Below are 24,428 nucleotides of genomic sequence, written 5' to 3'. Positions count from 1 at the left end.
CTCAGGAGCGGGTTCTTTTTGTATTTAGCGTTTGGCCAAAAATACGCCCTGGCCGTGGCTCTGAGCTTCTTGGATTTCGCGTCGTTTTTCTTCAGTCTTCTCTCTTTGCATCAGCTTAATACGGCTCACCAGCAGACCTGATAACACGGTAATTAAAATGCCTATAACGATCGTTGGTGTCTGTGTTGAAGAAAAGAAAAGAGAAACCCAGACACCATAGCCAATGAGTAGCACATTTGCAATCGCGATAAAGAAGACTTGGCGTCCGATAGCTCGAGAAGTATTGTGGCTCAATGAACGAGCGTATGAGACAGGGTTCCCCCACATTCTCATGGGTGTCTCTTCTGAGACTTCAATGATATCTAGCGTCATATTCACGATTGCTTTGGTTTTCTTATCTGAAAACAAGGCCCGTTCATACAGCGTAGCGATAAACCGGTCTTCCCATTGTTCTACTGTTAATTGCTTGCTCGTCGACAAATCCCATAATTTATTCTCTTCATAGTGTCTATAAGCCCAGAAACAGACAATTCCGCACACAAAAATAGATATGGAATGAGCAACAGTGGGAATACCTATATTGAAGATTCCAGCATCATAGTCAATAGCTTCATCTAAGAGGTAGACAGCCAAAATCATAGGCAGAAAAACTATCAACGCAGGATTGAATCCAAACCGTCGCAAAATGGCGATATAGGCGATATAGGCGCTGGTGACCACGCTTCCGGCGTAAAGGGGAATAATTGCCCAGGTGATAACCGAGGCATCGTATCTTTCGATAATGTCCAATAACACGAAAAGAGCACTGAGCGCGGCTGTAGCTGCCGTTCCTATCGTCAGCGGCAGATAGAGTCCGTCAGAGAGTTTATCGAAAGCGCGTCGCCCGTATGTCTGAAGGTCGAGTACAGCATTACGCGTCCAAACGTGCGGATCGCCGTGCAAATCCTCTAGGCTCTTGCCTGTTGTCTGAATTTCATACAGTAAATTACGTAATTCATTTTCAATATAAATATTTTTGACTTGACTACTGAACATATCGTAGGCAGCGACTTGAATCCAGTGAACATCCGATTCAGGATGCGTACTGGCATCTTCCAGTTCATGTAAAAGAGTACTAAAAAATTTGGTATGCATTGGGGGCTTTGCAGGGTTAGATCCAGAGGTGGGACTTCTCTAGATAGGGCTTGTTTTCTAAAAGAAGTATTCGATTCCATCGAGAGTATGAGCACGCGGGCTCTTTCTCGCTCTCCACCAGATAACCGCTCTATAAGCTGTCACAATGACGAGCGCACTGAGGAGAAGAAACGCTATTGTCACCGGCCCGGAGGCAACTTTCTCGAGCTGTCCTTTGTTGAAATCGTGAACAATCCAGGCGAATACTGCGCAGTGTAGGGTGAGGATGCCCAGCAAAATAACCTGACGGAGAATAGGTAAGGACGGGTCACGGTCAAGTGCGCGCGCATACGAAACTGGGTTGCCCCACAGGTCGATGGGACTCTCACCGGTGCGCTCAATTTTTTGATGCACCTGGTTAATTTGTTCTTTAGCGCCGCGGTCGCCGAGTGAGCCTCGTTCGTACAGAGTGGAAACAAATTCTTCTTCCCACTCTTCTGGGGAAATAACGAAGTCCAGGTCGGCTTCTTGCTCGCGTAATTCGTTGCGTCGCCAATACACCAGGGCAGCTAACGCGAAGTAGATGAAGATGGCGATGGCGTGCCAGCTGGTAGAGACCGAGGTGGCAAGAACACCGCTGGGGTTGATGCTCATCCACCAAGCAACATAGATCACAAGCATGGAGGGGATGATAGTCACACATGCTCTTGCGAAGCCTGCCCGTCGCAGCACGGCTATATACGCCATATAGGTTGTGGTTGCGACGGTTCCTAAGAAAAGAGGCGACAGCATCCACCAGAGGTAATCAGTAGCGTACTCGCGTATGGTGTCTCTCAGCGCAATGCACAGAGTAAACGTTGCCGTTATCAGAAGACCCCAAAAGATGGGGGTGTAGTGGTTATCCGGCTGACGGTCGAAGGCTCTGTTGCCGTTTTGTTTGAGACGGATGGCAGTGCTGTCTGCCCAGTCCTCGGGATCGCCGTAAAGATCGTACGGAGCCGTATTTTTGGTACGGATTTCATCGATAGTGCCGCGAAGCGTATGACCGATGTTGATGTTTTTGACGTTACGAGATACCAGGCGTAAATAGGCGTTGTGCAACCACTCCGTGGAGCGTTCGTCGTCGCGGACTTCGTGCAAAGCAGCTTGCAAAGTATCATGAAAATAGATAGGCATAGCGCTAGCTCGCTGCTCCTTGGACGATAGTCAGAAGTATTTTCAGGGGAAAACTTCCGATGTGGTTACTAGAAAGTAATATCCTATACCGGCACTATATATTATGAAGCATAAGCCTACTTATTGCCCACTTAAAAGTGGGCAAATTGACACATCGTTCCTCACAACGCCCCACAGGCTGGGCATCTACGCTATTTTCGCAGGTAGCTCACTGCCCGCCATGCACTCAGCACCACTAGCACGAGGTAAAGATAAAGTTCAGGCGTTGACCAGTCCCACGCTCTCCTCATGCCGCCATACACCAGTAAGGACGCCCACAGCGCACAAATCACGGTAAAGAAAATGCCGGTACGCTTACTCTTTAGCTGGGGATTACCATGCAAGGAGCGCGCATACGCCACCGGATGCCCGAAAAGCTCGTACGGATGCCGGTGCGCTTCTTCGCTTTGCTCACGCGTACGCGTTACTTCTTGCTGAACTCTGGTCTCCGAGAAATGCCCTGAACTGCGCAACTCCCCCGTAAATAGGGTTTCCCAGGCGCGGGCGTCGTTGGGATCAAAAGCAGAAGACTTTTCTACAGGTACCGCTGTCTTGGTGATGCCTTCAGCAGAGGTATTTATCAGCGCGAGCTCCCGTTGATGCTGCTGATCAGGCAGGACGCGGTCGAGCACCCATGCCAGGGCGACGCACGCTATCGCTACAGGCACTAGCCACCACACTGAGACAGTAGTTGCGGTGAGCTTTTGTAGTTGAAAGAGCATCAAAGCGGTCAGCACAGCGCCCACCACAATGACGCCCACTGCGGCTGCCACGCCTATTCCAAAGCCGCGGGTTGCGTTAAGACGCTGGAAGATTAATGAAAACCCAACGGTAATAAACCCCATCATCACCGGGGTTATCAAAAACGAAATATGGGTACTTGCGCTTCCATTCAGCCAGGTTCCCGGAATAAAAAGCAAGGCGATAACGCACGATGCCACCGCGCCGTAAATCAAGAAATGACGCAGGTTAGCATCTGCTGCCGGACTCACGAAAGCGTCCGCGCCGGTCTCTTGCCACTGTTGCACCTGCGTCTGCGCCCACGCTGTGGCATCACCGTGCAACTCTTGCGCACTACGCCCGGTTTCACCCACCTCATGCGCAACATGAGTCAGAGCATTCACCCCGGCACTAAACCGCACTCCGTCAGTCAAAAAGAACTGCGCCATGGCAGTATCTGCCCACGCGCGATCGCTACTGTCTGCTCCATGCCGATTAAATTCTCGGTGAACAATCTGTGCCGGTGCGACTGTGCGGCTTATGGTGACTCCTTTGTAACCTGCTACCAGCTGAATCTTGTACGTTCAGCCAAGAAACAGCTCTGTGTTTTAAGTACAACAGGAATTTACCCAGGTCGCAAGCATAAAAGGTGGGAGCCGGCATCGCCGACTCCCACCAAGAGAATATATCAAAAGTAGCTATTTACAGACCCGAGTATGAGTGCAAACCCGAGAAAAATACGTTGACCACTGAGAAGTTGAAAATCACGCAGAGATAACCCACAATCGACAACCAAGCGGATCGAGTGCCCGTCCAGCCGCGAGTAGCGCGCGCGTGCAAATAGGCAGCGTACACAACCCAAATGATGAAGGTCCACACCTCTTTGGTGTCCCAGCCCCAGTAGCGTCCCCACGCCACCTCAGCCCAAATAGCGCCAGCGGCTAGGGTAAAGGTCCACATCACAAAGGCAACAGCGTTCAGACGGAAAGCGAAGTTCTCAAGAGTCTGAGCACTGGGTACCAGACGCATAAAAGCCCAACCGGTCTTACCCTCTTCAAGGATCATACGTTCACGGCGATCCTGAATGAGCTGCAGAACCGCCATCGAGAACGTAATGGTGAAAATAGCCGAAGCCAGCACCGCAATAGAAACGTGAATAACCAGCCAGTACGACTGCAAGGCGGGCACCAGGTGACCAACAGGCGTCGGGTACACGACGGAGGCTACCGTCATCATCAACGTTGCAAGACCAGAGACGATAGTTCCCACAAAACGAATGTCGCGGAAAACCAGAACCAGCAAGAAGATGATGGCCACCAAAAATGCGCCGGTAGTCAAGAACTCATACATGTTGCCCCAAGGCACACGATGAGCTGCGAAACCGCGTGAGAGCACACCACCTGCGTGAATGATAGCCGCAACAGCCATCAGGGCTACACCGATGCGAGCCGCCGGGCGACGCGGCCCGTCATAGCGCATATCGGCATCGGCTACGTGCTCGTTGATTTTAGCCATAGCCGACGCCTTATAGCCGGCACCGCGGGCACCGGTTCCCTGCTCTACACCGGCCATGCGAGCGGAGCTAGCGGTACGAGTGCGCGCACCGGCTCCCACGAGCTCACGATCCTGAACAGTGTTTTCTTCAGCCTGCACTGTAGCGCGAGAATTTACCGCCAGGTCCCAAGTGAACGCGATAAAAGCAAAGGTGTAGGCAAAGCCTGCAACCACCATGAGAATCTCGCTCCACTGGGCGAGAGTTTCATTAATTTCCACTGCTACTCATTTCAGATTGTTACTCGAATTATTGTTCTACGAATTCTAGATCCCACCGGCGAGCAAAGAGCTCGGTGAGCTTATCGGCCTCATCAATCAGGCGGGGGTCCTCACCGCGGGCAAGAAGAGCGTATTCGATTTTGAGACCGTCAGCGTCTTCGTGCGCACGCACCCACACGCGTCGGCGGGGTACGTACAGCGAGATGATCAGGCCGAGGAAAGCGAGAATAGCTGAGATCAGAACAATTGGTTTGCCCGGATCGTAGTGAATGTCCATACCAACATAACGCTTGAGGCCCTCAAATGTAATAGTGCCTTTTCCATCGGGCAATTTTGCCTGGGTGTTTTGGGTATCCAAAATAATACCGTTGCCCATTGCCATGGTGTTCAGCGGAGTCATTTTTTCGGTGTCTACCACGTACACGTTCTGCGGCACGCCGTTATCTAACCCAAGATCGCCGGTGTAGCTTTGCAATACCAGCATGGGGTTAGCAGGTGCAGGGTCCGCTGAATACGGCGGCGCGCCTTCCTGCTCGACGCCGGTGGGCAAGAACATTCCCACAAACGCCAGCTGGTCGGGCTCAGAATCAGGCACTTTGAGAATAACCGAGGATGTGTAGTTTGGGTCGCCAGCAAAGAGAGAGACAACCGGACCTTCGTAGGCGATGTTTCCTTCGCCGTCTTCTACTTTGATAATCGGTGCGTAACCGTTACCGATTAAGTACAGGCTCGCTCCGTTTATGCGAATCGGCTTGTTGACCTTCAGCTCCTGAGTGTAGGGAGCCTCACCGTTTTGAGGGTCCACCTTCACCTGAGCTGCGTAGTCAATGTCTTTACCGTAGGTGGGGCTACTCTTTTGACGGTCGTAGGTGACGTCCATTTTTTCTAAAGTAGCTGAGTACGGCTTCAGCCAGTCCTGATTGTAGTTAGTACCGGGTGAGAACATGTCATAGCTAATCAGCGAGTTCACAAAGGTATCGCCTTCAACCATGATTTTCTGGCCGGAGTAACCAAACAGCGAGCCGATAGCTACGCCAATCAGCACACCAATCATCGCGGTGTGAAAGAGAATATTGCCCACTTCGCGCAGGTAGCCGCGTTCGGCACCTACCGATGAGCTCTTGCCTTCATCTCGAATTTCTACGCGGTAGCCGCGTTTCTTCAGAATCTCCGCAGCGTCCTCAATGGCCTGTGACATCGGCAGTTTCTGAGTGCTCGCCGGTAGCGTGATGCTACGGTATTGCGGCAAACGAGAAAGAGTTTTAGGGGTACGCGCTGGCGCTGCCTTCATCGCTTTAAAATGCTTTGTGGCGCGCGGCAGCACGCATCCAATGAGCGAAATAAACAGCAACAGATAAATCGCAGAGAACCACACCGATGAAAACACATCGAAGAGCTGCAGCTTATCTGCGATAGGCCCCCAGGTAGGATGCGCATTGATATAGTCGGTGACTTTCGCGGTGTCTTGGATGCGCTGAGGGTAGATTGAACCCGGCACCGCAGCAATTGCAACCATAAGAAGCAAGAACATTGCGGTGTTCATTTTGGTGAGCTGAGTCCACGCCCAGCGAAGCATTCCCATAAAACCAAGTGCGGGAGCAGACTGCTTTTCAGATGACATGCTTTGCCTTACTAAAGGTTAGATGGGAAGTTCATAAACCGGCATGACTGCCTGGGTCCACGAGATGAATTGAGTCCAGATGCCGGTGGCGATGAGAAAACCAATCACCATGAGCATGACACCGCCGGCTCGTTGCAATGCCAACCGGTGACGCTTTGCCCAGCCCATAGTATTGACGCCTCGACTCAGACCCAATGCCACCAGCATAAAAGGAATGCCAAGCCCTAAGCAGTAGGCAAGAGTCAACGCCATCGCTTTGGTATTGCCAGCACCTGAGGTGTAAACGAGAGTCTGGACCGCCGCGAACGTGGGGCCAATACAGGGCGCCCAGCCCAAGCCAAATGTAATGCCCAGAAAAGGTGCACCCCACAGACCGGCAGGAGGTTTACGGTGAATTTTGCGTTCGGTCTGAAAGAACGAAAAACGCCCCATGAACACCAGGCCCATGAGAATCACCAAAATACCGAGCACCACGTTGATCCAGCTTTGACCGCGCAGCCAAGCAGCGGAGCCAAGCTGAGCCAAGACCGCTGACATCAGCACAAAAATCAGCGAGAACCCCAGAATGAACAGACCGATACCGGTGAATACTCGCCAGGTGCGTCGTCGATCATCTGTTCCACTCAGTCCCGCAACATAGCCCAGATAACCGGGCACAAGCGGCAGCACACAGGGGGATGCGAAAGATACCAGCCCGGCAAGAGCCGCAAGCGGTAGAGCAACCCACAAGGAGCCATCAAAAATGATGCTTCCGAAGCTATTCACCGAGCAAATCCTGCATCATCGTTTTCATGATGGACGAGTCAATCTCACCCAGTACGCGGGCAGCGACGCGTCCTTCTTTATCCAGCAACAAAGTGGTCGGCACCGCCTGCGCAGGAACCGTCTTACTCAATGCAAGTAGCACCTTGCCGCTAGCGTCCTTCATCGACTTGTAAGGAATCTTAAAATTGCGTTCAAAAGCCTCTGCCGTGCCCGCCTCATCGCGAACATTCACACCCCAAAAAGCGATGTCCTTACCGAACTTATCGTGGAGTTCAATCAGGTGCGGTGCCTCGGCACGGCAGGGCGCGCAACCTGCATACCAGAAGTTCAACATTGCCGGTTTACCACGCAAATCAGAAGCACTTAACGTACCCCCGTCAAAAAGATCGCCGGTGAACTCCACAGGAGCTTCACGTTCTTCTTTTTTCCACTCGGTCACTGAGCCATCACCTGCGATATAGCCCTTATTGTCGCCAGCGTTCGCCTGATCAGCCAAAGCATCGTTTTCGCTTGAGCAACCAGCGAGCATCAGCCCTGCTGCAGCAATCGACAGTGAAAGACCTTGACGGCGGGTCACAGTTCTGCGCAATAGGTTCATATCGACTCTTTCGTGGAGATATGTGGTGGGTATCTGTGCGTGCGCATAAGTTTTAAGCGCAAATATTTTCTATTATGACCCCGGGAGCTGAATAACACCTGAGTACAGTGGAGCGGCGGGCTCGGTGTAGCTCAGAGTCGGTCGCTGGCTACCATCGAGCTCATCAAAGTGGAAGCTGGTAATAGATGCCAGGTTGCATTCACGAGTGCGAGGATCGTGCGGGTATGCCTTGCCTTCTGCGCTCAGACGAGTCAACCAAATGGGTAGCTGGTGAGAGACAATAATTGCCTCTGCTCCCTCTCCCCCGAGCTCATACGCTTTACGCGCTGTATCGCGAACAGCACCCACCATGCGCTCAACCTGCTCCTGGTAGGGCTCACCCCACGAAGGACGCAGCGGGTTCAGAAGGTGCTTCCAATGGCGAGGGTTGGTTGCCAGTTCCTTGGCATCAACGTGCATACCCTCAAAGTAGTTGTCAGCCTCAATCACGCGCTCATCGTGATGAGCTTCAAGACCCAGCAACTCAGTAATGGGAGCAGCAGATTCCTGCGTACGAGTCAGCGGTGAACACGCCAAATACACAAAGCGAGAACCAGCATCGGCACGACGCTTGAATTCCTCCGCGCTCAGACGCACCATCTGCTGCCCCTTCTCAGACAGGTGATAGTTCGGCAAGCGTCCGTACACAATGCGCTGCGGGTTATGAACCTCGCCGTGACGCATCAGATGAACAGTAATATTTGCACTCATAATTCTCGCTCCTTCGCGCAAACGTGCGTAAAACTAGGCGGATAACTTAGCCAAAGCCTTTGACAGGCGTTTGGGATTAATCTGCCAAAAATCGTGGACGCGGCCGTTAATCTTCAGAACCGGAATTTCAACGGAGTGCTGCTTTTCAAGCTCCGGGTGCTCTTCGATGTTGACCTCATCGAAACCCAGCCCGAATTCACCGGCAACCTTGCTCACGGTGGCACGCGCGTCCTCACACAGGTGACAACCGGGGCGAGTCAGAAGCTCCAGCGAAATATTTGATGCAGCACTCATGAAAATAGTCCTTCTGTCAAAAATCTATAAAGCCTTCAGGGAAAAAAGGCAAGTGGTTCTTTCGCAAAACAGGCTCCACATCCTTGAAGATTTCAAGGATGTGGAGCCCGATGAAGCAAGTATTAACTACTTGTTGCGACGCTGGTGGCGAGTCTTGCGAAGAAGCTTACGGTGCTTCTTCTTTGACATACGCTTGCGGCGCTTCTTGATAACTGAACCCATTGGATTCACCTCACTTATTTGCTAGATACCCGGCCAAATCTTCTTGAGAGCCAAGAATCTCCGGTAGCTACCCGGGTGCGTTATACCGGTATAGACGCTCAAACAAACAACCGTTGATACGTACATTTTTCAACGTACAACTATCAACGGTCGTTAAACGTTCTCATAATAGAGTACAAGGTATAGGGGTGTTTTCTGTAATCTTGGGCAAACTTTGAGCGGTGTATTGCTCACATTTTGCTGTTATTCACCCTTTGTGCGCCATGTTTCTAGCGGCGTTTACGCTTTTTCTTCTTGGACTTTGATTTGACGACAACGTTGCCTGCGCCAGCCAGCGGATTTGCGGCGTCGCTTTCGGTTTCATCGGCTGTCAGCGCGTGAGCCTGTTCAGCATCTTCAAGAGCTGTTTCAGTCTCGCGCTCCTGCACGAGATCGCCAGCGTCCTGATTGGACTGAACCGGCGTCTCTGCAGACTCGCTCAACGTAGCTGAATTTACCTCTGCCGTGGGCTCGTCACCGTCTGCTGAGCCTTCACCCTCAGCTACATACTGCGCCGATGCGACACCCGTATTTTTAAGCGCAACCCGCTCGGGTTCTTTATCTCGCTTTGAAGATGAAGCACCCCAGCCGAAGAACTGCTTGATGCGGCCGGCCCCATGAGAAGTCTTCTCTTCGGCAGAAGCGATGCCTTCATCTGACGTGGCAGTGCCATCGTTCAGTTGTTGTGCGTCTTTCTGGCTATCTTCGGCAGGAACCTGCACCTTGGTAACAGTCTCATGGTACGCCTCAGACTCAACGGGCTGCTCAATGTCAGCGGCAACCGCGTCTGAGTCTTCGACCTGTTGAGTGCCCTGTTCTACCTGCTCACTGCGGGACTTACGGCGCCAGCTCAACCGCGCTTTATCGCGAAGAGATGCCGCGATGCCATTGTGCTGGGTTTCAGTCTCTTCAACCCGCTCGGGTGCAGGCTGTGCTGCGTCCTCATTCTGCTGTGCAGGACGCGGGGTTGCTCGCACAGTGTCGTGATCCGCAGTATGCGCCCACGACGGCTTAGCAGAAGCGGGTGCGGCGGTGTCTTCAGCACGCGCGTCCTCGGTACGCGGACGCACCTGGCCAGAAATCACACCCGTGGGCGTTGAACGGTTAACCGGCTTAATGACGGTGGCGTGCACGGGAACAGAAACAGTGCCGCTACGACGGCGACGGCCTTCTACCTTCGCATATGCCTCTCGAGAATCGTTAGTTAAACGGGCACTGTGAACAGCCGACTCGTGGTGCGGCACAGTGACCTTTTCGGGGGTGTTCTGAGAGCCTACCTGCTGCGCTGCTGCAGTCTGCGGACGGTAAGCACTACGTGCCGGTGCAATGGAGTTCAAAGCGTTCAGCAAATCAGCTGACGGTTCAAAATCAGGGTTCTCAGGAATAAGATCCTGGTCTTCGTCCTCCACCGGAGTCATTTCAAGAGCAGGCTCATGTTCCGTATCTGGAATACGAGGGGCATCCAGGTCCAGCCCGGCTTCTTCATACTGCTCACGGATATGTGCTATCACGAGCATAGATGCCAGCGCGTTGTCGCCCGAGGCAATCGCATCCACAATAGCCTTATGCTGCGCACGGGTACGCGCAGCGGTAGTGCTCCACAACCCGCCGCGTCCAACCAGCGACATCATGTACTCGAACAAGGGCTCGCGCAGGGCAGTCATCAGACCGGTCAGCAGCTCATTGCCACCAATTTTGACCAGTGCAATGTGGAAAGAAACCTCAAGATCATGAAATTCCTTGAGAGAAATATTCTCCCGGCTCATTTCTTTCTGAAGCCCGGCGAGCTCTTGCATAGCAGGATGCTGCGGGTCAGCATTTTGAAGAGCCCACCCCTCAACCACAAGGCGGGTCTGAACCATATCTCGAACGGGATACTTAGCGTTGGCCATATGCAACCGCAAAGCAGGCCCGGCAGAAGCTGCAGGTTCTTTCACTAACTGGGTAATAATGGTTTTCTTGCGACCCTCGTACAGGCGCACAACGCCCATATCTTCAAGGTGCTTCAAAGCCTCACGCGTGCTGGAATGAGTTGCCCCAACAGCCTCAGCAATTTCTTTATCATCGGGCAAGTCCTGCCCCAATTGCAGGCGCCCTTCGAACAGCTCTTTTTCAAGCCATTCAAGGATAGTGCTGTGTACAGCCATAACTAGATACTATTTTCCGTGATTCTTCAGATGCCGACAGAATGAAAGTTAACGACGACGACGTCCCCAACGACTAATGACCGCAAGCAATCCGCGCTGGTTCTCTTCGTCCTGCTCAGATTCAGTCGGAACAGAAGGCAGGAGCGGTGCCGGGGCAAATTCAGCCCCGGTCTCAGAGCTTTCACCGGCGCTCTCGCCCTCGGCAAGAGTAGGAGCATCAGTTACCGCTGAATCAGAATCTGTCTCAGACGGCTGTGCAGACTCAACGACGCTGGTATGGGCATCTTCGGCAACTTCTTCAGAATCTTCAGCGGAAGCAGTTTCAGCGGTATCCGAGGTAATAGCAGACGGCGTAAAAGGAGTCAGCGGCGTGAAATGCACGGCGTGCTGTGCGGGGGCGGATTCACTCTGACCAGAGGTTTCTTCAATGAGCTCATCGAGTTCAGTTTCTGAAACAGCGGTCTCGGTGCCCTCTGCAATTTCATGGTTCTCAGGTTCTACCGCGTCAATAGAATCCACTGGATCAGCAGTCTCTACTGCCGGAGTTACCAACTCATCGACATCTGCGGTGGTGACAGCATCCTCAGTGCCCTCTGCAGTTTCATGGTTCGCAGGCACGTCGGCAACCGCGTCCGTGGCCGGTTCAGAGGTTTCAGCCTCTACAACATGAGATTCAATCTGGTGCAGAGTATCGTCCGCCGAATCGTCCGCGGTGGGCTCATAGGTTTCAGCTGCTTCTTCAACATCAGAACCAGCGTGAGCATCCTGCTCGGTCTCATCCGAAAAATCAGTGAATTCTCTGCCCGCAAAATCACCGGATGACGCCAGTCGGGCCTCAACGCTAGCAATCAGGTTTTGCAAGGCGTCTTCGGTGCTTTCGTTGTACTCAGCACCGGGTTCTTCGACGGTGTCTTCAGTATCATCGGTTGATGTTTCAGCGGACTCTGGAATGTCTGAGGAATCATCAGATGCAGCACCAAACACCGGGGTGTTTGCAGGTAGATCTGTAGTTTCGGTGTGTTCAGCGGCCTCGGACTCAACTGCCTCGGACTCAGCGGGCTCGCTCACAGGATCTTCGTGAGCGTCTTCGACAACGGGGCTGGGCTTAATACCGCGATTTTGATCGATGACAGGCTGAGAAATTACAGACTGTTGGATGGCAGGCTCAGGCGCTTCTGCACTATCTGCAATGATAACTTCTTCGCTCGATGACGCTTCAGCCGCACTGTTATCTACTGCCCCTTCAGGAGCATCTGATGAGGTAAGATCAGCGATTTGCTCAGCAGTTTCCTCAGATACCGCGGTGTCAGCGATAATCTCGCCGTTAGCACCCTCCGCAGATTCCCCGGACGCCGGTGGCACCGTAGCTACCGCAGGTTCAGGTGATGACGCGGGCTGCGCGTCCGCCTCAACACCGGCACGCGAGGTAAGGGTTTCTACCCATTCCGTCACTGCCACAAGAGGCTCAGGAATCAAAGAATAGAGGCGTCGCTGCCCTTGAGCTCGAGTGCTCACAAGACCAGCAGTACGCAAAACTTTCAAGTGCTTTGAAACTGTTGGCTGGCTGACTCCGAGTTCTGCAACAAGAGCACCTACGGGGGATTCGCCCTCTGCTAGAACACGCAAAATTTGTCGTCGGGTGGGGTCTGCGATAACAGCAAATACGTCATCAATCATGCCTCAATCTTACATATAATCTTTGACTCATATGTATTAACACTTCTCAGTTCGAAATTTTTCGGTCACGAAGTGTAGAGCGAGCACTTTTGCCACTTGGTTTTATGCTCTCAAGAGCACGTTTTGCATGTATTCCGCGCAGAGTATTACATGAATGCTTTCGTTCATGACAGCACAAAGCTAGTCATACCAGGGGTCCAACCCCCAATGAGGAAAGACTTCTTTACGGGTTGCCATAATCGTGCGATCCACCTGATCAGCCGGGTCAAAACCCAGCTCCCATGATCGCCACCAAAAATCTACCTCATCCCCCATCAGCTGAGGTACCTTGGTGCCGTACTTACGCAACATGTACTGTTGCCACGATTCGGGAACAGCTGTATCAAGCTCTAGAGGGCTACCGGCAACAACGCTTATCAGATGCGTCCACGAGCGGGGTACCGCATCGTACAGGTTATACCCGCCACCGCCGGTTGCGATCCAGCGGTCCTCGCACAGCTCATGGGCAAGATTCGACACCATTGCAGCGACCTCACGCTGCGCATCAATTGAAATTTTCAAATGCGACATCTCATCACGAAAATGAGAGTCACAACCGTGCTGACTCACAATCACCTCGGGCTGAAATTCACGCAACAGCGGCGGCACCACAGCATCGAAGGCACGAACCCAACCGGAATCAGCTGTTTCAGCCGGAAGCGCGATATTGACGCTGGTACCAGACGCCAAACCTTCAGGACCCCACTCGTTCGCGTAACCGGTACCTGGAAACAGCGTCATACCTGACTCATGCAGAGAAATTGTCATGACGCGAGGATCTTCCCAGAAAATGCTCTGAGTACCGTCTCCATGGTGGGCATCAACATCAATGTACGCCACGCGTTTGACGCCCTGCTCTAACAAACGAGCGATAGCCACAGCGCAATCGTTATACACACAAAACCCGCTGGCCTTATTGCGGGCAGCATGGTGCATACCACCACCAAAATTCACCACGTGCGGCACTCGTTCCCCCAAGATCGCCTCGGCTGCCTGATAGCTACCGCCGGCAAGACGAGCAGATGCCTCATGGATACCCGCATACCCCGGCGTATCCTCCGTACCCAACCCACTTTCAGGACGCTCAAGCTCAGGGTTTTCGCTGACAGCCCGCACCGCCGCAATATACTCTGGCGCATGAGCCAGCTCCAACTGTGCATCGGTGGCGATCTCCGGCATCTCAATATCAATCTGCGGCAGATTAAAAACACCTAAGTCTCGGGCAAGACGAGCCGTCGCGTCCAGGCGCGCAGGATTCATGGGGTGATAGTCGCCAAAATAATAAGCTGTCATATTCGCATCCCACACCACAGTGGTTGGAATGGGGTGAAGCTTTTCGACTGCCTTCATGAATACCCGCCTTTGAAAGTAATGACCGTCACAAACTATTAGACCACGCCGATCAATTTAAGGCGGATATATCGCACTAATATGTCTTGACGGCTAGGCTAATACAGTCAGAGCTTTTCTTCTCAAGGAGTCACAAGCGTGAGCCCACAGTTTTCTACGATTGAGGACGCCGATGCGACGCGGCTAGCTCGCCTTCGCGCGCTCGTCGATAGAACAGTCGGCTCATCACCCTCGCGCATCGCTATTACCGCGTTCGCTCTGGTGATTCTTTTCTTCTCGCTCATGCTTTACATGCCCTTCTCGTCGCAGAACGGACATCCCGTAGCCTTTCACCACGCATTTTTTACGGCAACCAGTGCTGTCACCGTGACCGGCCTGACCACCGTTTCAACAGCTGACCAGTGGTCATTCTTTGGCCAGCTGATGATCCTCTTTGCCTTCCAGATCGGTGGTCTGGGCACGCTCACCATGACTTCTCTTTTGGCAATTGCGGTCGGTCGAAAAATGGGTCTGCGCTCCAAAATGATCGCTCAGGAAGCCATGAACATTGGACGCTTGGGCGAAGTCGGCTCCATCCTGCAAACCGTGGCAATCACATCCATATCGCTAGAAGCAGCCATCGCGCTCATCTTGACCCCTCGTTTCTGGATTCTGGGCGAAAGCTTTGGTGAAGGACTGTGGCACGGAATTTTCTACTCCGCCTCAGCCTTCAACAACGCAGGCTTTACCCCGCACTCCGACGGCATCGTACCCTACGGCCACGACCTCTGGATTCTGCTTCCTATCTGCCTCGGCGTCTACGTGGGAGCTCTCGGCTTTCCCGTTATCCTCACACTTCAGCGCAACCTCTGGCACTTTAGAGCCTGGAACCTCACCACCAAACTCACCATCATCGGCACCACGCTCATGCTCTTTATCGGCATGTTCGCCTGGGCATTCTTTGAGTGGAACAATCCCGGAACCATCGGCAACGAAGGTTTCTCAGAAAAAATTCTGCATTCCTTCTTCGCATCCATCATGACGCGCTCCGGCGGGTTCAACCTCGTCAACATGACAGACATGAACCCCATTACCTACCTGCTCACCGACGTTCTCATGTTCATCGGCGGCGGATCAGCGTCCACCGCAGGCGGCGTCAAAGTCACCACCATCTGCGTCGTCTTCCTCGCAATCCTGGCAGAAGCACGCGGCGACCAGCACGTCATCGCCTTCGGCCGTTCCATTCCCGATTCCATCCTGCGCATCGCAATTTCCGTGATCTCCATGAGCGCTTTCTTCGTGCTCTTCGGATGCGCCGTGCTGGTCTATATCACGCAAGAGCCCTTCGACCACATCCTCTTCGAAGTCATCTCCGCCTACGCCACCTGCGGACTGTCCGTAGGCCTCTCGCCCAAGCTTCCGCCGTCCGGCATCTACGTGCTTTCACTGCTCATGTTCGTCGGACGCATCGGCACCAACACCGTCGCAACCGGTCTAGCATTGCGCTCCCGCCGCAGACTCTACAAGTACCCCGAAGAAAGGCCGATCATTGGCTGATACACGCATCGATCACAACGCACCCGTTCTCGTTATCGGCCTCGGACGCTTTGGCACCGCAACCGCCGCACAGCTACGCGAACAAAACAAAGAGGTACTCGCCATCGAAAAAGACCCCGTGCTCGTGCAAAAATGGGCGGGTCTACTCACTCACGTCGTTGAGGCGGACGCAACCGACATCGACGCGCTGCGTCAGCTCGGTGCAAGCGACTTTACCTCCGCAGTCGTCGGCGTAGGCACCTCAGTTGAGGCGTCCGTGCTGATTACAGCCAACCTGGTAGACCTCGGCATCGAACGCATCTGGGCAAAAGCAATTACCCCGTCGCACGGTAAAATCCTCTCGCGCATCGGCGCACACCACGTGGTCTTTCCCGAAGCCGACGCAGGACGTCGCGCCGCCCACCTCGTCTCAGGACGCCTGCTGGACTACATCGAATTCGACGATGACTTTGCCATCGTCAAAATGTACCCGCCCAAAGAAACCCACGGCTTTACCCTGGCTGAATCCAATGTGCGTTCCAAGTACGGCGTCTCAGTTGTCGGTGTGAAATCCCCCGGCGAGGATTTCACCTACGCGGCACCCGACACCAAGGTGTCATCACGAGACCTGCTGATTGTCTCCGGCCAGGTTGACCTCATTGAGCGTTTTGCGATGAGGCCATAATAAGTCAAATATTCAGCTTTGGTAGGCCTTGCGCTTCGGTAGTCGGTGGCGGTCAACATCCCTAACGCCAGACCCGACCAGTTGACCGCCACCACCCTGCCGAAGCTGCTGTGCACGCGACGTCGCCAGCTGGCATCGGGACTGGCGTGAATCGCGCCGTGAGCGTCAGCGAGCCATGCGAGAGGGACTGCTGGCGACTGCATGTGCAGTAGCGAGCAGGCTAAACCTGCTTATCCTCAGATGAATGTTGACCGCCGGCATCCTATTGCTGACGTGCCACCCATATATACAAAAAATAGCCCCGTGAAAACCAACATTTTCACGGGGCTATTTGCGTAAGAGGTTATTTGCTGAACTCTTCAGTCATCTCAGCTGAACGCTCAGCGCACGCGCGCATACCTTTTTCGGTCAGCTCAAACTGGCCACCATCAATAAAGGCCTGAACGCCGCGCTCTGTGGTTCCGTTGGGGCTCATCACTGCTTTACGCAAGGATTCAGCGTCCTGGTCTTCAAAGAGCATTGCGCCAGCACCAGCCACAGTGAGGGATGCGAGTTTCTTCGCGGTTGCCTCATCAAGGCCGAGCTTGACGCCTGCATCCGCCATCGATTCAGCCAGCAGGTAGGCGTAGGCGGGGCCTGAGCCTGAAACAGCTACAACGGCGTCCATCTGGTATTCTTCGACCTCGATGACCTCACCGACGCTAGAGAGAATCTCGGTGACGTCCTTGCGCTGTTCATCGCTCACGTGCTCCCCCACCGAAATGGCGAGGACGCCCTTGCCCACCTTGGACGGGGTGTTGGGCATGCAACGCACCACGGGCTGCCCGCCGTTGAGCGCTCGGGTGAGAGCATCCAGGTTGATGCCGGCAGCAACTGAGATGACCACCGCGTCCTTTCTGACGTGCTCTGCGATCTCCTGGGCAAGCTCAACGATGCCGTAGGGCTTGACGCCCAGTAGCACAACGTCAGCATCGGCCACTGCCTGCGCGTTTGCGTCAGATTCGGTTTCAGAAGCGAGGATCTGCACTTTTTCGCCGTTGTCACCCAGCGACTTTTTTAGCTGATCGGCGCTGTCCTGGGAGTGCGTCGTTGCACGGACAGCAGAGGCGTCAAAACCGCTTGCTAGCAAACCGCTGAGAATCGCACCGTTCATTGAACCGGTGCCACAAAAAGCTACAACCTTGTTCGACATATTTTCCTTCTTTCCTTGTCAGAGCGTATTTTCACTGAAAATCTAAAATCGTTATCAAAACGCAACCGATTTGCCAGCTTGCACCCAGCCACCTTTGAGAAGCCTCAAAACAATCGTGCTTATGCTTGAAGTACCTCATGGGATTTACCTCCATAGGTGCGAGTGATTGATGATAAAGATAAGATGTGCAACTTATCTTCCAAGATGCCGGTGAGCGAACTGAAGTGTTTCAAGAAGCATTTCGTCTCGCTCGCCGGTTTTCTTGCCTTTGGTGTCAATTTCGGCGCAGACCACACCGTCCCACTGAGTTTCGGCAAGGTACTGCAGGCTTTCGGCTACCCGCTGACGTCCGTGCCCGGGGAGTAGGTGCTCGTCCATGACTTTCTCACCCATGCCGTCGGTGAGGTGAACATGGCCCAGCCTAGAGCCAATTTTTTTGATGTACTCATAGGAATCCACGTGCGCAGCCGCCGCATGCGAGAAGTCCCAGGTGATCCATTCGTAGTCAAAGCGCGTGGGATCCCAGTGCGGCAGGTACATCTCAACGCTCTTGCCCGCTGCCTCCCACGGGTACATATTTTCCACCGCGATTTTTACGCCTTCTTGGTGGCTGATTTCGCGCACACCGTCCACAAAGTTTTTGGCGTACTGACGCTGCCAGCGGAAAGGCGGATGCGCCACAATAACGTCAGCACCCACCGCTTTGGTCATTTTTGCTGCCATCTGCATCTTGTTCCACGCGCGTCCCCACACCTGCTGGGTCAGCAGAAGAGTTGGGGCGTGAATGGATGAGATTGGCATCTGATATTTCTGTACCAGTTGCAGCAGATCATGCGGTTCTTGGCTCAGCGCGTTACCGGTAATCATCAGCTCAATGCTGTCGTACCCTAGGTTTACGGCGGTCGCAAAGGTGCTCTCCACATTGGGCGGAAAAATGCATGACGTTGATAGTCCCACAGGAATCTGATGTTTCTCGCTCATCATCGCCTCACTTGTGTATCTACGCTTGACTGTTATTTCAACGCTATAGGGTTTACCTGAATGTTTGGCGGTAGGACGCGCGAACGCGCCAAAAACCCTGAATTTACAGGGTATTTGGCGCGTTGAGTGTCAGGTTTAGAAGAAGCGTGGGCTACCGAAAATGAGAACAAAAATTGGGTATAGCGCGGTTGCTGCCAGTACAACGCTGAAGTACACCAGCCAGTAGTTCTTTGCCAGGCGGCTCGAGATGAGCGCACCGAGGCTGATAATGAGCAGAATGATGGTGGACGCCATGCTTTTGTACATGGAGGTATGCGTGTGAATAGCGAGCCCAATACCGATGGTGAGTAGCAGTAGCGCCGTCATGGACGGGATCGGCAGCTCGTCGTGCATACGCCAGCTAAAGCGCGACTCACGTGCCGCTGGCTCTGAGTGAGTGACCGCGTCCGGATGCGCGTTTTCAGTAGCTACCGGGTGGCTTTCGTGAGCCGGGATGTTCTGCGGTGTGGTTTTCATGGTGGCTCCCATCGTCTTTGATGTGTGTCTTTACCATAGCACTGGTGACGGGCGCAAGTGCACGAAACCCCTAGAGTTCCGCTCACCGCAAGGACTTAAAGTCCCAGCAGATGAGCAAAACGCTAGAGGTTAGTAGGCTACTTCTTGGCGGCCGGTTTCTTAGCCGTAGTCTTCTTAGCAGCAGGCTTTTTCGCCGCCGTCTTACGCTTAACCGGCCCCTTGGCGCGCTTTTCTGCCAGCAACTCCACCGCGCGTTCGTGCGTCAGCGACTCAATGGTCTCGCTACGCGGCACGGTGATATTGGTGGTGCCGTCCGTGATGTAGGGACCAAAACGACCGTCCTTGACCACAATCTTCTTCTCGGACACCGGGTCAATGCCGAATTCAGCCAGCGGTGGCTTAGCGGTACCGCGTCCACGTTGCTTAGGCTGCGCGTAAATCTCCAACGCCTGCTCCTGAGTAATCGAGAAGATCTGCTCCTCGGTCTCCAGCGAGCGCGAGTCGGTACCCTTCTTCAGGTAGGGACCAAAGCGACCGTTCTGCGCGGTGATTTCGGTGCCTTCTTCGTCCTTGCCTACGACACGCGGCAGAGTCATCAGCTGCAGCGCCTGCTCCAGGGAGACGGTTGCCAGGTCCATGGACTTGAACAGGGACGAGGTGCGAGGCTTCTCGGGCTTGGGCTTCTTCTTGGGCTTCGCGCGACCGTTCTTGTAGTACTCGGTGGGCTGCGCGTCCATCCACGCCTGGATTTCTTCCTCGGTCATCTCGGGGATGACTTCGGTGACGTAGGGGCCAAAACGGCCGTCACGCGCGACGATGGTGTGTCCGGTTTCGGGGTCTACGCCGAGTTCGCGTCCGTCGTTCTTGCCCTTTTCGATGAGCTCAGCGGCCATCTCTGCGGTGAGTTCATCGGGTGCCAAGTCAGCGGGGACGTTGGCGCGGATGGGGTCGGTGATTTCGCCGGTTTCGGTGTCAACACCGCCGCCGGTTTCAAGGTAGGGGCCGAACTTGCCGACGCGGAGGTTAACACCGGGAGCTATCTCGATGGAGTTGATGGCGCGCGCGTCAATATCGCCCAGGTTATCGACGATGGACTTGAGACCGCGCTTTTCATTGCCACCGAAGTAGAAGTCAGAGAGCCAGGTGGTGCGTGCCTGTTCACCGCGTGCGATGCGGTCGAGGTCTTCTTCCATGGCTGCGGTGAACTCGTAGTCAACGTACTTTTCAAAGTGTTCTTCGAGCAGACGGACCACCGAGAAGGCCGTCCATGAGGGCACGAGAGCGCCACCGCGGACGTTCACGTAGCCGCGGTCCATGATGGTTGAGATGGTTGCCGCGTAGGTTGAGGGGCGGCCGATGCCCAGCTCATCGAGAACCTTGACCAGCGATGCTTCGGTGTAGCGCGGCGGAGGTGTGGTCTGGTGCGAGGCGGCCTCAATATCGGTGCCGGTGAGCTGATCCCCTTCAGCCATCTGAGGCAGACGCTTGTCGCCGTCCTTGGCTTCGCTCTTCTTTGCGTTTTCGTCCCAGCGTCCCGCATCGGTGCCTTCTTCGTAGGCAGCCAAGAAGCCGCGGAAGGTAATCACGGTACCGGATGCGCTGAATTCAGCGTCGCGTCCGTCGGTTGAAGTACCACCGAGTTTGATGGACGCGGTGGAGCCCTTAGCATCTGCCATCTGTGATGCCACGGTGCGCTTCCAGATCAGCTCGTAGAGGCGGAACTCATCGGCGCTGAGCGCGGACTTTACGGCAGAGGGTGTGCGGAAGGAGTCACCCGCGGGGCGGATTGCTTCGTGAGCTTCCTGAGCGTTCTTAGACTTGGATGCGTACACGCGGGGCTTATCGGGCACAAAGTCAGCGCCGTAGAGCTCGTTTGCCTGCTTGCGCGCTGCGTTGATTGCCTGGTTTGACAGTGCAACCGAATCGGTACGCATATAGGTGATGTAACCGTTTTCGTAGAGGCGCTGCGCTACCTGCATGGTGGAACGCGACGAGAAACGGAGTTTACGTGCCGCTTCCTGCTGCAGGGTCGAGGTGGTGAAAGGAGCAGCCGGGCGGCGGGTGTAAGGCTTGGTCTCAACGGAGCGGACGCTGAAGGTTGCGTTCTCTAGTCCGGATGCCAAAGAGGTAGCTGCAGCTTCATCCAGGTGCGCGACCTTAGCCGATGATTTGAGCTGACCGTTATCAGCAAAGTCTTTACCCGAAGCTACGCGAACACCATCGACAGCTGAGAGCTTAGCGGTGAAAGATTCGTTGGAGCCGGTGGTGAAAAGTCCAGAAAGATTCCAGTAGTTAGCGCTGGTGAAAGCCATACGCTCACGCTCACGCTCCACGACCAGGCGAGTAGCAACTGACTGCACGCGTCCTGCCGACAGACCGCGAGACACCTTACGCCAGAGTACCGGCGAAATCTCGTAACCGTACAGGCGATCCAGCACGCGGCGGGTCTCCTGCGCATTAACCATGTTGCTGTCGATTTCACGCAACTCGCCGAAAGCACGCTCAATAGCCTCACGCGTAATTTCGGGGAAGGTCAGACGATACACCGGCACCTTGGGTTTGAGCACCTCAAGCAGGTGCCACGCGATAGCTTCACCCTCGCGGTCACCATCGGTTGCCAGATAGAGAGCATCAGCCTCTTTGAGCTTGCGCTTGAGCTCGGTAACCTTCTTCTTTTTGTCAGTGTTGACAACGTAGTAAGGCTCAAAATCATTCTCAAGGTCAACCGCGAACTTACCCACGGGTGACTTCTTGAGTTCCTCAGGTAACTCCGACGGCTGAGGAAGATCTCGAATATGACCCATCGATGACTCAACCTCGTAGGCATCGCCGAGGTAGCCGCTGATAGTTTTCACCTTAGACGGTGACTCTACAATCAGCAGGGACTTGCCATGATTAGTCTTAGCCTTGGTGGGCACGTTGCTCCTTGTGCGGTCTGTGCTTAAATCTGGAGGGGTACTGCGATAGGTGAAATATACTATCGTGTCTCTACTACTTCACCACAATAGCCCAGAAAGAAGTAAGTTACGCTCACTGTTCTACCAAACTGAGCTGAGACACACAGAAAACTTGTACTCTCGGTGCAGTATCGAGGCATTGATAGTCCTCAGAAAGTATTCGCTATATTTCGGTGTCAGGTTCTCTAATGAGAGACAACGGCGAATTGGCTACCGCGCACTCGTTCGGGTGCGATTTCTACCCAGTTGGTGGCGGCGCCGGATGCGTCGGTAGCAAGCTGCGCGATATCAGCCCGCTCTGCGGCGTCCTCGGGACTAATCCAGCTGGCGGTGCCTTTGACAACAACGCAGCGGGCTACACCGTCAACCACCTCATCTACTTCAAAGGCAGCTTTGCGGCTGATAGTCACAGAGGCAAACTTTACTTGCTCCGAAGTTCTGAAGAAGATTTTGCCATCCGCAATTACGTAGCTCACGGGGTAGATATCGACCTCAGCCCCAATGCTGAGGGCTATGCGTCCGTAGTGCTGCTGGTTATGGTGCAAAAATTCCCAGCACTGCTCGGTAGTCATTTCGGTTAGGTGTGTACTCATGCGCCTAGTTTATTTCGTCCTCATCAAAGACCAAGAATCCGTCTCGCACCAGCTCACGAATATGCAGTAACAAAGCGAATTTTGGGTTCTGGTCTGCCGGGAGTTCATCCCACTCCAGAATGGACGCGAGCGCATTGATAATTTGCCCGGCGGCGAGTTCACCGTCGCAGGCACTGACAAAGCCGCTGGTTTCACTGGTTTCGACGACAGTGCGTCGCAGTCCCGCTCCCTGGCGCAGAATAATGACGCTGGGGTGTTCAGCTCCGGGTTCCGCGTGGCGTTCTTCGGTGACGTCTTCAGCCGCGGTCAGGTACAAGGATGCCAGCTCTGAGTCGTCGAGCTGCGCCAGGGCGTCATGACGCGCCACTGCCTGCGTCATAAAAGGCGCCAACGGCTGCTGAACGGGGTAGGTGATTTCTTCAAAGCGTTGCAACAGAACCTGTGCGTGCGGGTTCTGACGGTGAGCATCCAGCGCGGCGGCGGTCGGTTTGCGCAGCCAAATCATACCGAAGCCAATGGAGTCCACACCGCGTGCGCTGAAGTCCCTGAGGTAGTCCATGTAGGCGCTCTCAAAAAGCTGCGGATCGCGGTTCTCACTGGCGTCCTTGAGCCAGGTTTCAGCGTACTGCTCGGGGGTGAGTACTTCGCGCTGAATAAACCACGCTTCGGTGTTCTCCCCTACCCACTGACGCGGGCGGTCTGCCCAGCTCTCACCGTCCACCGGAATCTCCCAGTTACCCAGCATCTGCGCGCGTCCACCCTCGTTGAGCACGGTCGGAAGCTGCTGAACCAAGGTTGAGACTATACCGTCACCAGCCATACCGCCGTCGCGGTAGGTGTACTGGTCAGCCGGGGTTTCCTCGCTCTTGCGCGGGGTAATCACAAAAGGCGGGTTAGAGATCACAAGGTCAAACTTTTCACCCGCAACGGGCTCAAGCAGGCTTCCCAGACGCAAGCTGACGCGGGCGTCCAGATTCTGCGGATTGATGTCGAGAGTCGGCGCGTTCAGCACCAGGTTGAAGCGGGTAAAGGCCAATGCACGCTCAGAAATATCAGTGGCAGTCACGTGCTGCGCGTGCGCCAGCAGGTGGAAGGTCTGAATACCGCAACCGGTACCGAGGTCCAGTGCCTTTTGTACGGCGGTGCGCTCGGTAATCTGAGCCAGGGTTAAGGATGCGTGACCGATGCCCAGCACATGGTCCTTGCGCAACACACCGGGACGCTGGTGCGCGCCGAGATCGGATGCCACCCACAGCTCGGTGCCATCATCAGCTGAATGTGGACGAAGGTCGACGGTGGCACGTACCAGCCCCTCGTGGCTCTCAGCCAGCCCCAAGTCTTTGAGGCCTGCGAAAGTAACGGGGTGCAAAGCAGTATTAAGGTTTTTCTCGCTCACGCTATGCGCCAGCAAAAAGAACGCCACCACGGTTGCAAGGTTCTTCTGCTCAGCGGACGCGTCAGACTCTTGAATCTGACGCAAACGGTAGGTGCCGGGCACCACCATATCGCGAGCCATCGCCTCGAACGCACGTTCGCCGAGAAGTTGCTTAACACCGTCGTAGGTAAAGTTCACGGCGCGCAAGGCCTCGCGTAACCGGCTCAACGCATCAATATCGCAGCTTTTCGGGGCGTTAGGTACAGAAGAAAAATCAAACACAGCATCCAT

At 54.3% G+C, this 24,428-nt stretch carries 21 protein-coding genes; 2 read left to right on the top strand and 19 right to left on the bottom strand.

Going from position 1 to position 24,428, the window contains the following annotated elements:
- Positions 1-24: 24 nt before the first annotated feature.
- From IDM49_RS02685 to IDM49_RS02625, 13 genes are all read right to left on the bottom strand, one after another.
- A complete protein-coding gene (locus tag IDM49_RS02685) occupies positions 25-1,134 on the bottom strand; it encodes a hypothetical protein (protein WP_190724937.1) in 1,110 nt (369 codons plus the stop codon).
- A gap of 57 nt (positions 1,135-1,191) precedes the next feature.
- The gene (locus tag IDM49_RS02680) at positions 1,192-2,289 is read right to left on the bottom strand and encodes a hypothetical protein (RefSeq protein WP_190724936.1); all 1,098 of its coding nucleotides are present in this window, start codon (positions 2,287-2,289) and stop codon (positions 1,192-1,194) included.
- Between the two features lie 191 nt (positions 2,290-2,480).
- Positions 2,481-3,497 carry a hypothetical protein gene (locus tag IDM49_RS02675; protein WP_190724935.1) on the bottom strand — a complete coding sequence of 339 codons (1,017 nt, stop codon included), beginning with the start codon at positions 3,495-3,497 and terminating at the stop codon, positions 2,481-2,483.
- Between the two features lie 253 nt (positions 3,498-3,750).
- Complete coding sequence (gene ccsB / locus IDM49_RS02670) at positions 3,751-4,779, bottom strand: c-type cytochrome biogenesis protein CcsB (protein WP_190725398.1); 1,029 nt, start codon at positions 4,777-4,779, stop codon at positions 3,751-3,753.
- A gap of 70 nt (positions 4,780-4,849) precedes the next feature.
- Positions 4,850-6,442, bottom strand: coding sequence for a cytochrome c biogenesis protein ResB (resB, locus tag IDM49_RS02665; RefSeq protein ID WP_190724934.1), 1,593 nt, complete (start codon positions 6,440-6,442; stop codon positions 4,850-4,852).
- Between the two features lie 18 nt (positions 6,443-6,460).
- A complete protein-coding gene (locus IDM49_RS02660; RefSeq protein ID WP_403215241.1) occupies positions 6,461-7,216 on the bottom strand; it encodes a cytochrome c biogenesis CcdA family protein in 756 nt (251 codons plus the stop codon).
- Entirely contained in the window at positions 7,200-7,805 is a 606-nt protein-coding gene (locus tag IDM49_RS02655) for a TlpA family protein disulfide reductase (protein ID WP_168614811.1), read from the bottom strand. The genes IDM49_RS02660 and IDM49_RS02655 overlap by 17 nt, the downstream gene beginning before the upstream one ends.
- 72 nt (positions 7,806-7,877) lie before the next feature.
- Positions 7,878-8,555, bottom strand: coding sequence for a histidine phosphatase family protein (locus tag IDM49_RS02650; RefSeq protein WP_190724932.1), 678 nt, complete (start codon positions 8,553-8,555; stop codon positions 7,878-7,880).
- A gap of 33 nt (positions 8,556-8,588) precedes the next feature.
- Positions 8,589-8,849: a glutaredoxin family protein gene (locus tag IDM49_RS02645; protein WP_190724931.1), complete on the bottom strand. Its 261-nt coding sequence runs from the start codon at positions 8,847-8,849 to the stop codon at positions 8,589-8,591.
- Between the two features lie 126 nt (positions 8,850-8,975).
- Complete coding sequence (locus tag IDM49_RS02640) at positions 8,976-9,071, bottom strand: 30S ribosomal protein bS22 (RefSeq protein WP_104307205.1); 96 nt, start codon at positions 9,069-9,071, stop codon at positions 8,976-8,978.
- A 269-nt stretch (positions 9,072-9,340) separates the two neighbouring features.
- Complete coding sequence (locus IDM49_RS02635) at positions 9,341-11,257, bottom strand: FCD domain-containing protein (RefSeq protein WP_190724930.1); 1,917 nt, start codon at positions 11,255-11,257, stop codon at positions 9,341-9,343.
- Between the two features lie 48 nt (positions 11,258-11,305).
- On the bottom strand, positions 11,306-12,934 hold the full coding sequence (locus IDM49_RS02630) for a metalloregulator ArsR/SmtB family transcription factor (protein WP_190724929.1): 1,629 nt from the start codon (positions 12,932-12,934) through the stop codon (positions 11,306-11,308).
- Positions 12,935-13,114: 180 nt separating this feature from the next.
- Complete coding sequence (locus IDM49_RS02625) at positions 13,115-14,323, bottom strand: acetoin utilization protein AcuC (protein ID WP_228008163.1); 1,209 nt, start codon at positions 14,321-14,323, stop codon at positions 13,115-13,117.
- A gap of 138 nt (positions 14,324-14,461) precedes the next feature.
- Between IDM49_RS02625 and IDM49_RS02620 the strand changes: the two genes are divergently transcribed.
- Together IDM49_RS02620 and IDM49_RS02615 are read left to right on the top strand one after the other, a co-directional pair.
- Positions 14,462-15,859, top strand: coding sequence for a TrkH family potassium uptake protein (locus IDM49_RS02620; RefSeq protein WP_228008162.1), 1,398 nt, complete (start codon positions 14,462-14,464; stop codon positions 15,857-15,859).
- Positions 15,852-16,523 (top strand): potassium channel family protein, encoded by a 672-nt coding sequence (locus IDM49_RS02615; RefSeq protein WP_190724928.1) that lies wholly within the window; start codon positions 15,852-15,854, stop codon positions 16,521-16,523. The genes IDM49_RS02620 and IDM49_RS02615 overlap by 8 nt, the downstream gene beginning before the upstream one ends.
- A gap of 343 nt (positions 16,524-16,866) precedes the next feature.
- Here the strand turns inward: IDM49_RS02615 and proC are convergent, their stop codons facing one another.
- The 6 genes from proC to IDM49_RS02585 form a co-directional block, all read right to left on the bottom strand.
- On the bottom strand, positions 16,867-17,715 hold the full coding sequence (gene proC / locus IDM49_RS02610; RefSeq protein WP_190724927.1) for a pyrroline-5-carboxylate reductase: 849 nt from the start codon (positions 17,713-17,715) through the stop codon (positions 16,867-16,869).
- A 192-nt stretch (positions 17,716-17,907) separates the two neighbouring features.
- Positions 17,908-18,699, bottom strand: a complete 792-nt coding sequence (locus IDM49_RS02605; RefSeq protein WP_322745990.1) for a sugar phosphate isomerase/epimerase family protein — start codon at positions 18,697-18,699, stop codon at positions 17,908-17,910.
- A 132-nt stretch (positions 18,700-18,831) separates the two neighbouring features.
- Positions 18,832-19,212 (bottom strand): hypothetical protein, encoded by a 381-nt coding sequence (locus IDM49_RS02600; protein ID WP_190724926.1) that lies wholly within the window; start codon positions 19,210-19,212, stop codon positions 18,832-18,834.
- A gap of 137 nt (positions 19,213-19,349) precedes the next feature.
- Positions 19,350-22,130, bottom strand: coding sequence for a type I DNA topoisomerase (gene topA, locus IDM49_RS02595; RefSeq protein WP_190724925.1), 2,781 nt, complete (start codon positions 22,128-22,130; stop codon positions 19,350-19,352).
- A 224-nt stretch (positions 22,131-22,354) separates the two neighbouring features.
- Positions 22,355-22,762 carry a pyridoxamine 5'-phosphate oxidase family protein gene (locus IDM49_RS02590; RefSeq protein WP_168614821.1) on the bottom strand — a complete coding sequence of 136 codons (408 nt, stop codon included), beginning with the start codon at positions 22,760-22,762 and terminating at the stop codon, positions 22,355-22,357.
- Between the two features lie 4 nt (positions 22,763-22,766).
- Positions 22,767-24,428 (bottom strand): DUF7059 domain-containing protein, encoded by a 1,662-nt coding sequence (locus tag IDM49_RS02585; protein WP_190725395.1) that lies wholly within the window; start codon positions 24,426-24,428, stop codon positions 22,767-22,769.

Origin of the sequence: Rothia terrae (assembly GCF_014705925.2) — a bacterium.
In the GTDB taxonomy this organism is placed as follows: Bacteria; Actinomycetota; Actinomycetes; order Actinomycetales; family Micrococcaceae; genus Rothia; species Rothia terrae.
Note: the sequence above shows the minus strand (reverse complement) of the source record. Positions and strands in the feature narration are given on the sequence as shown.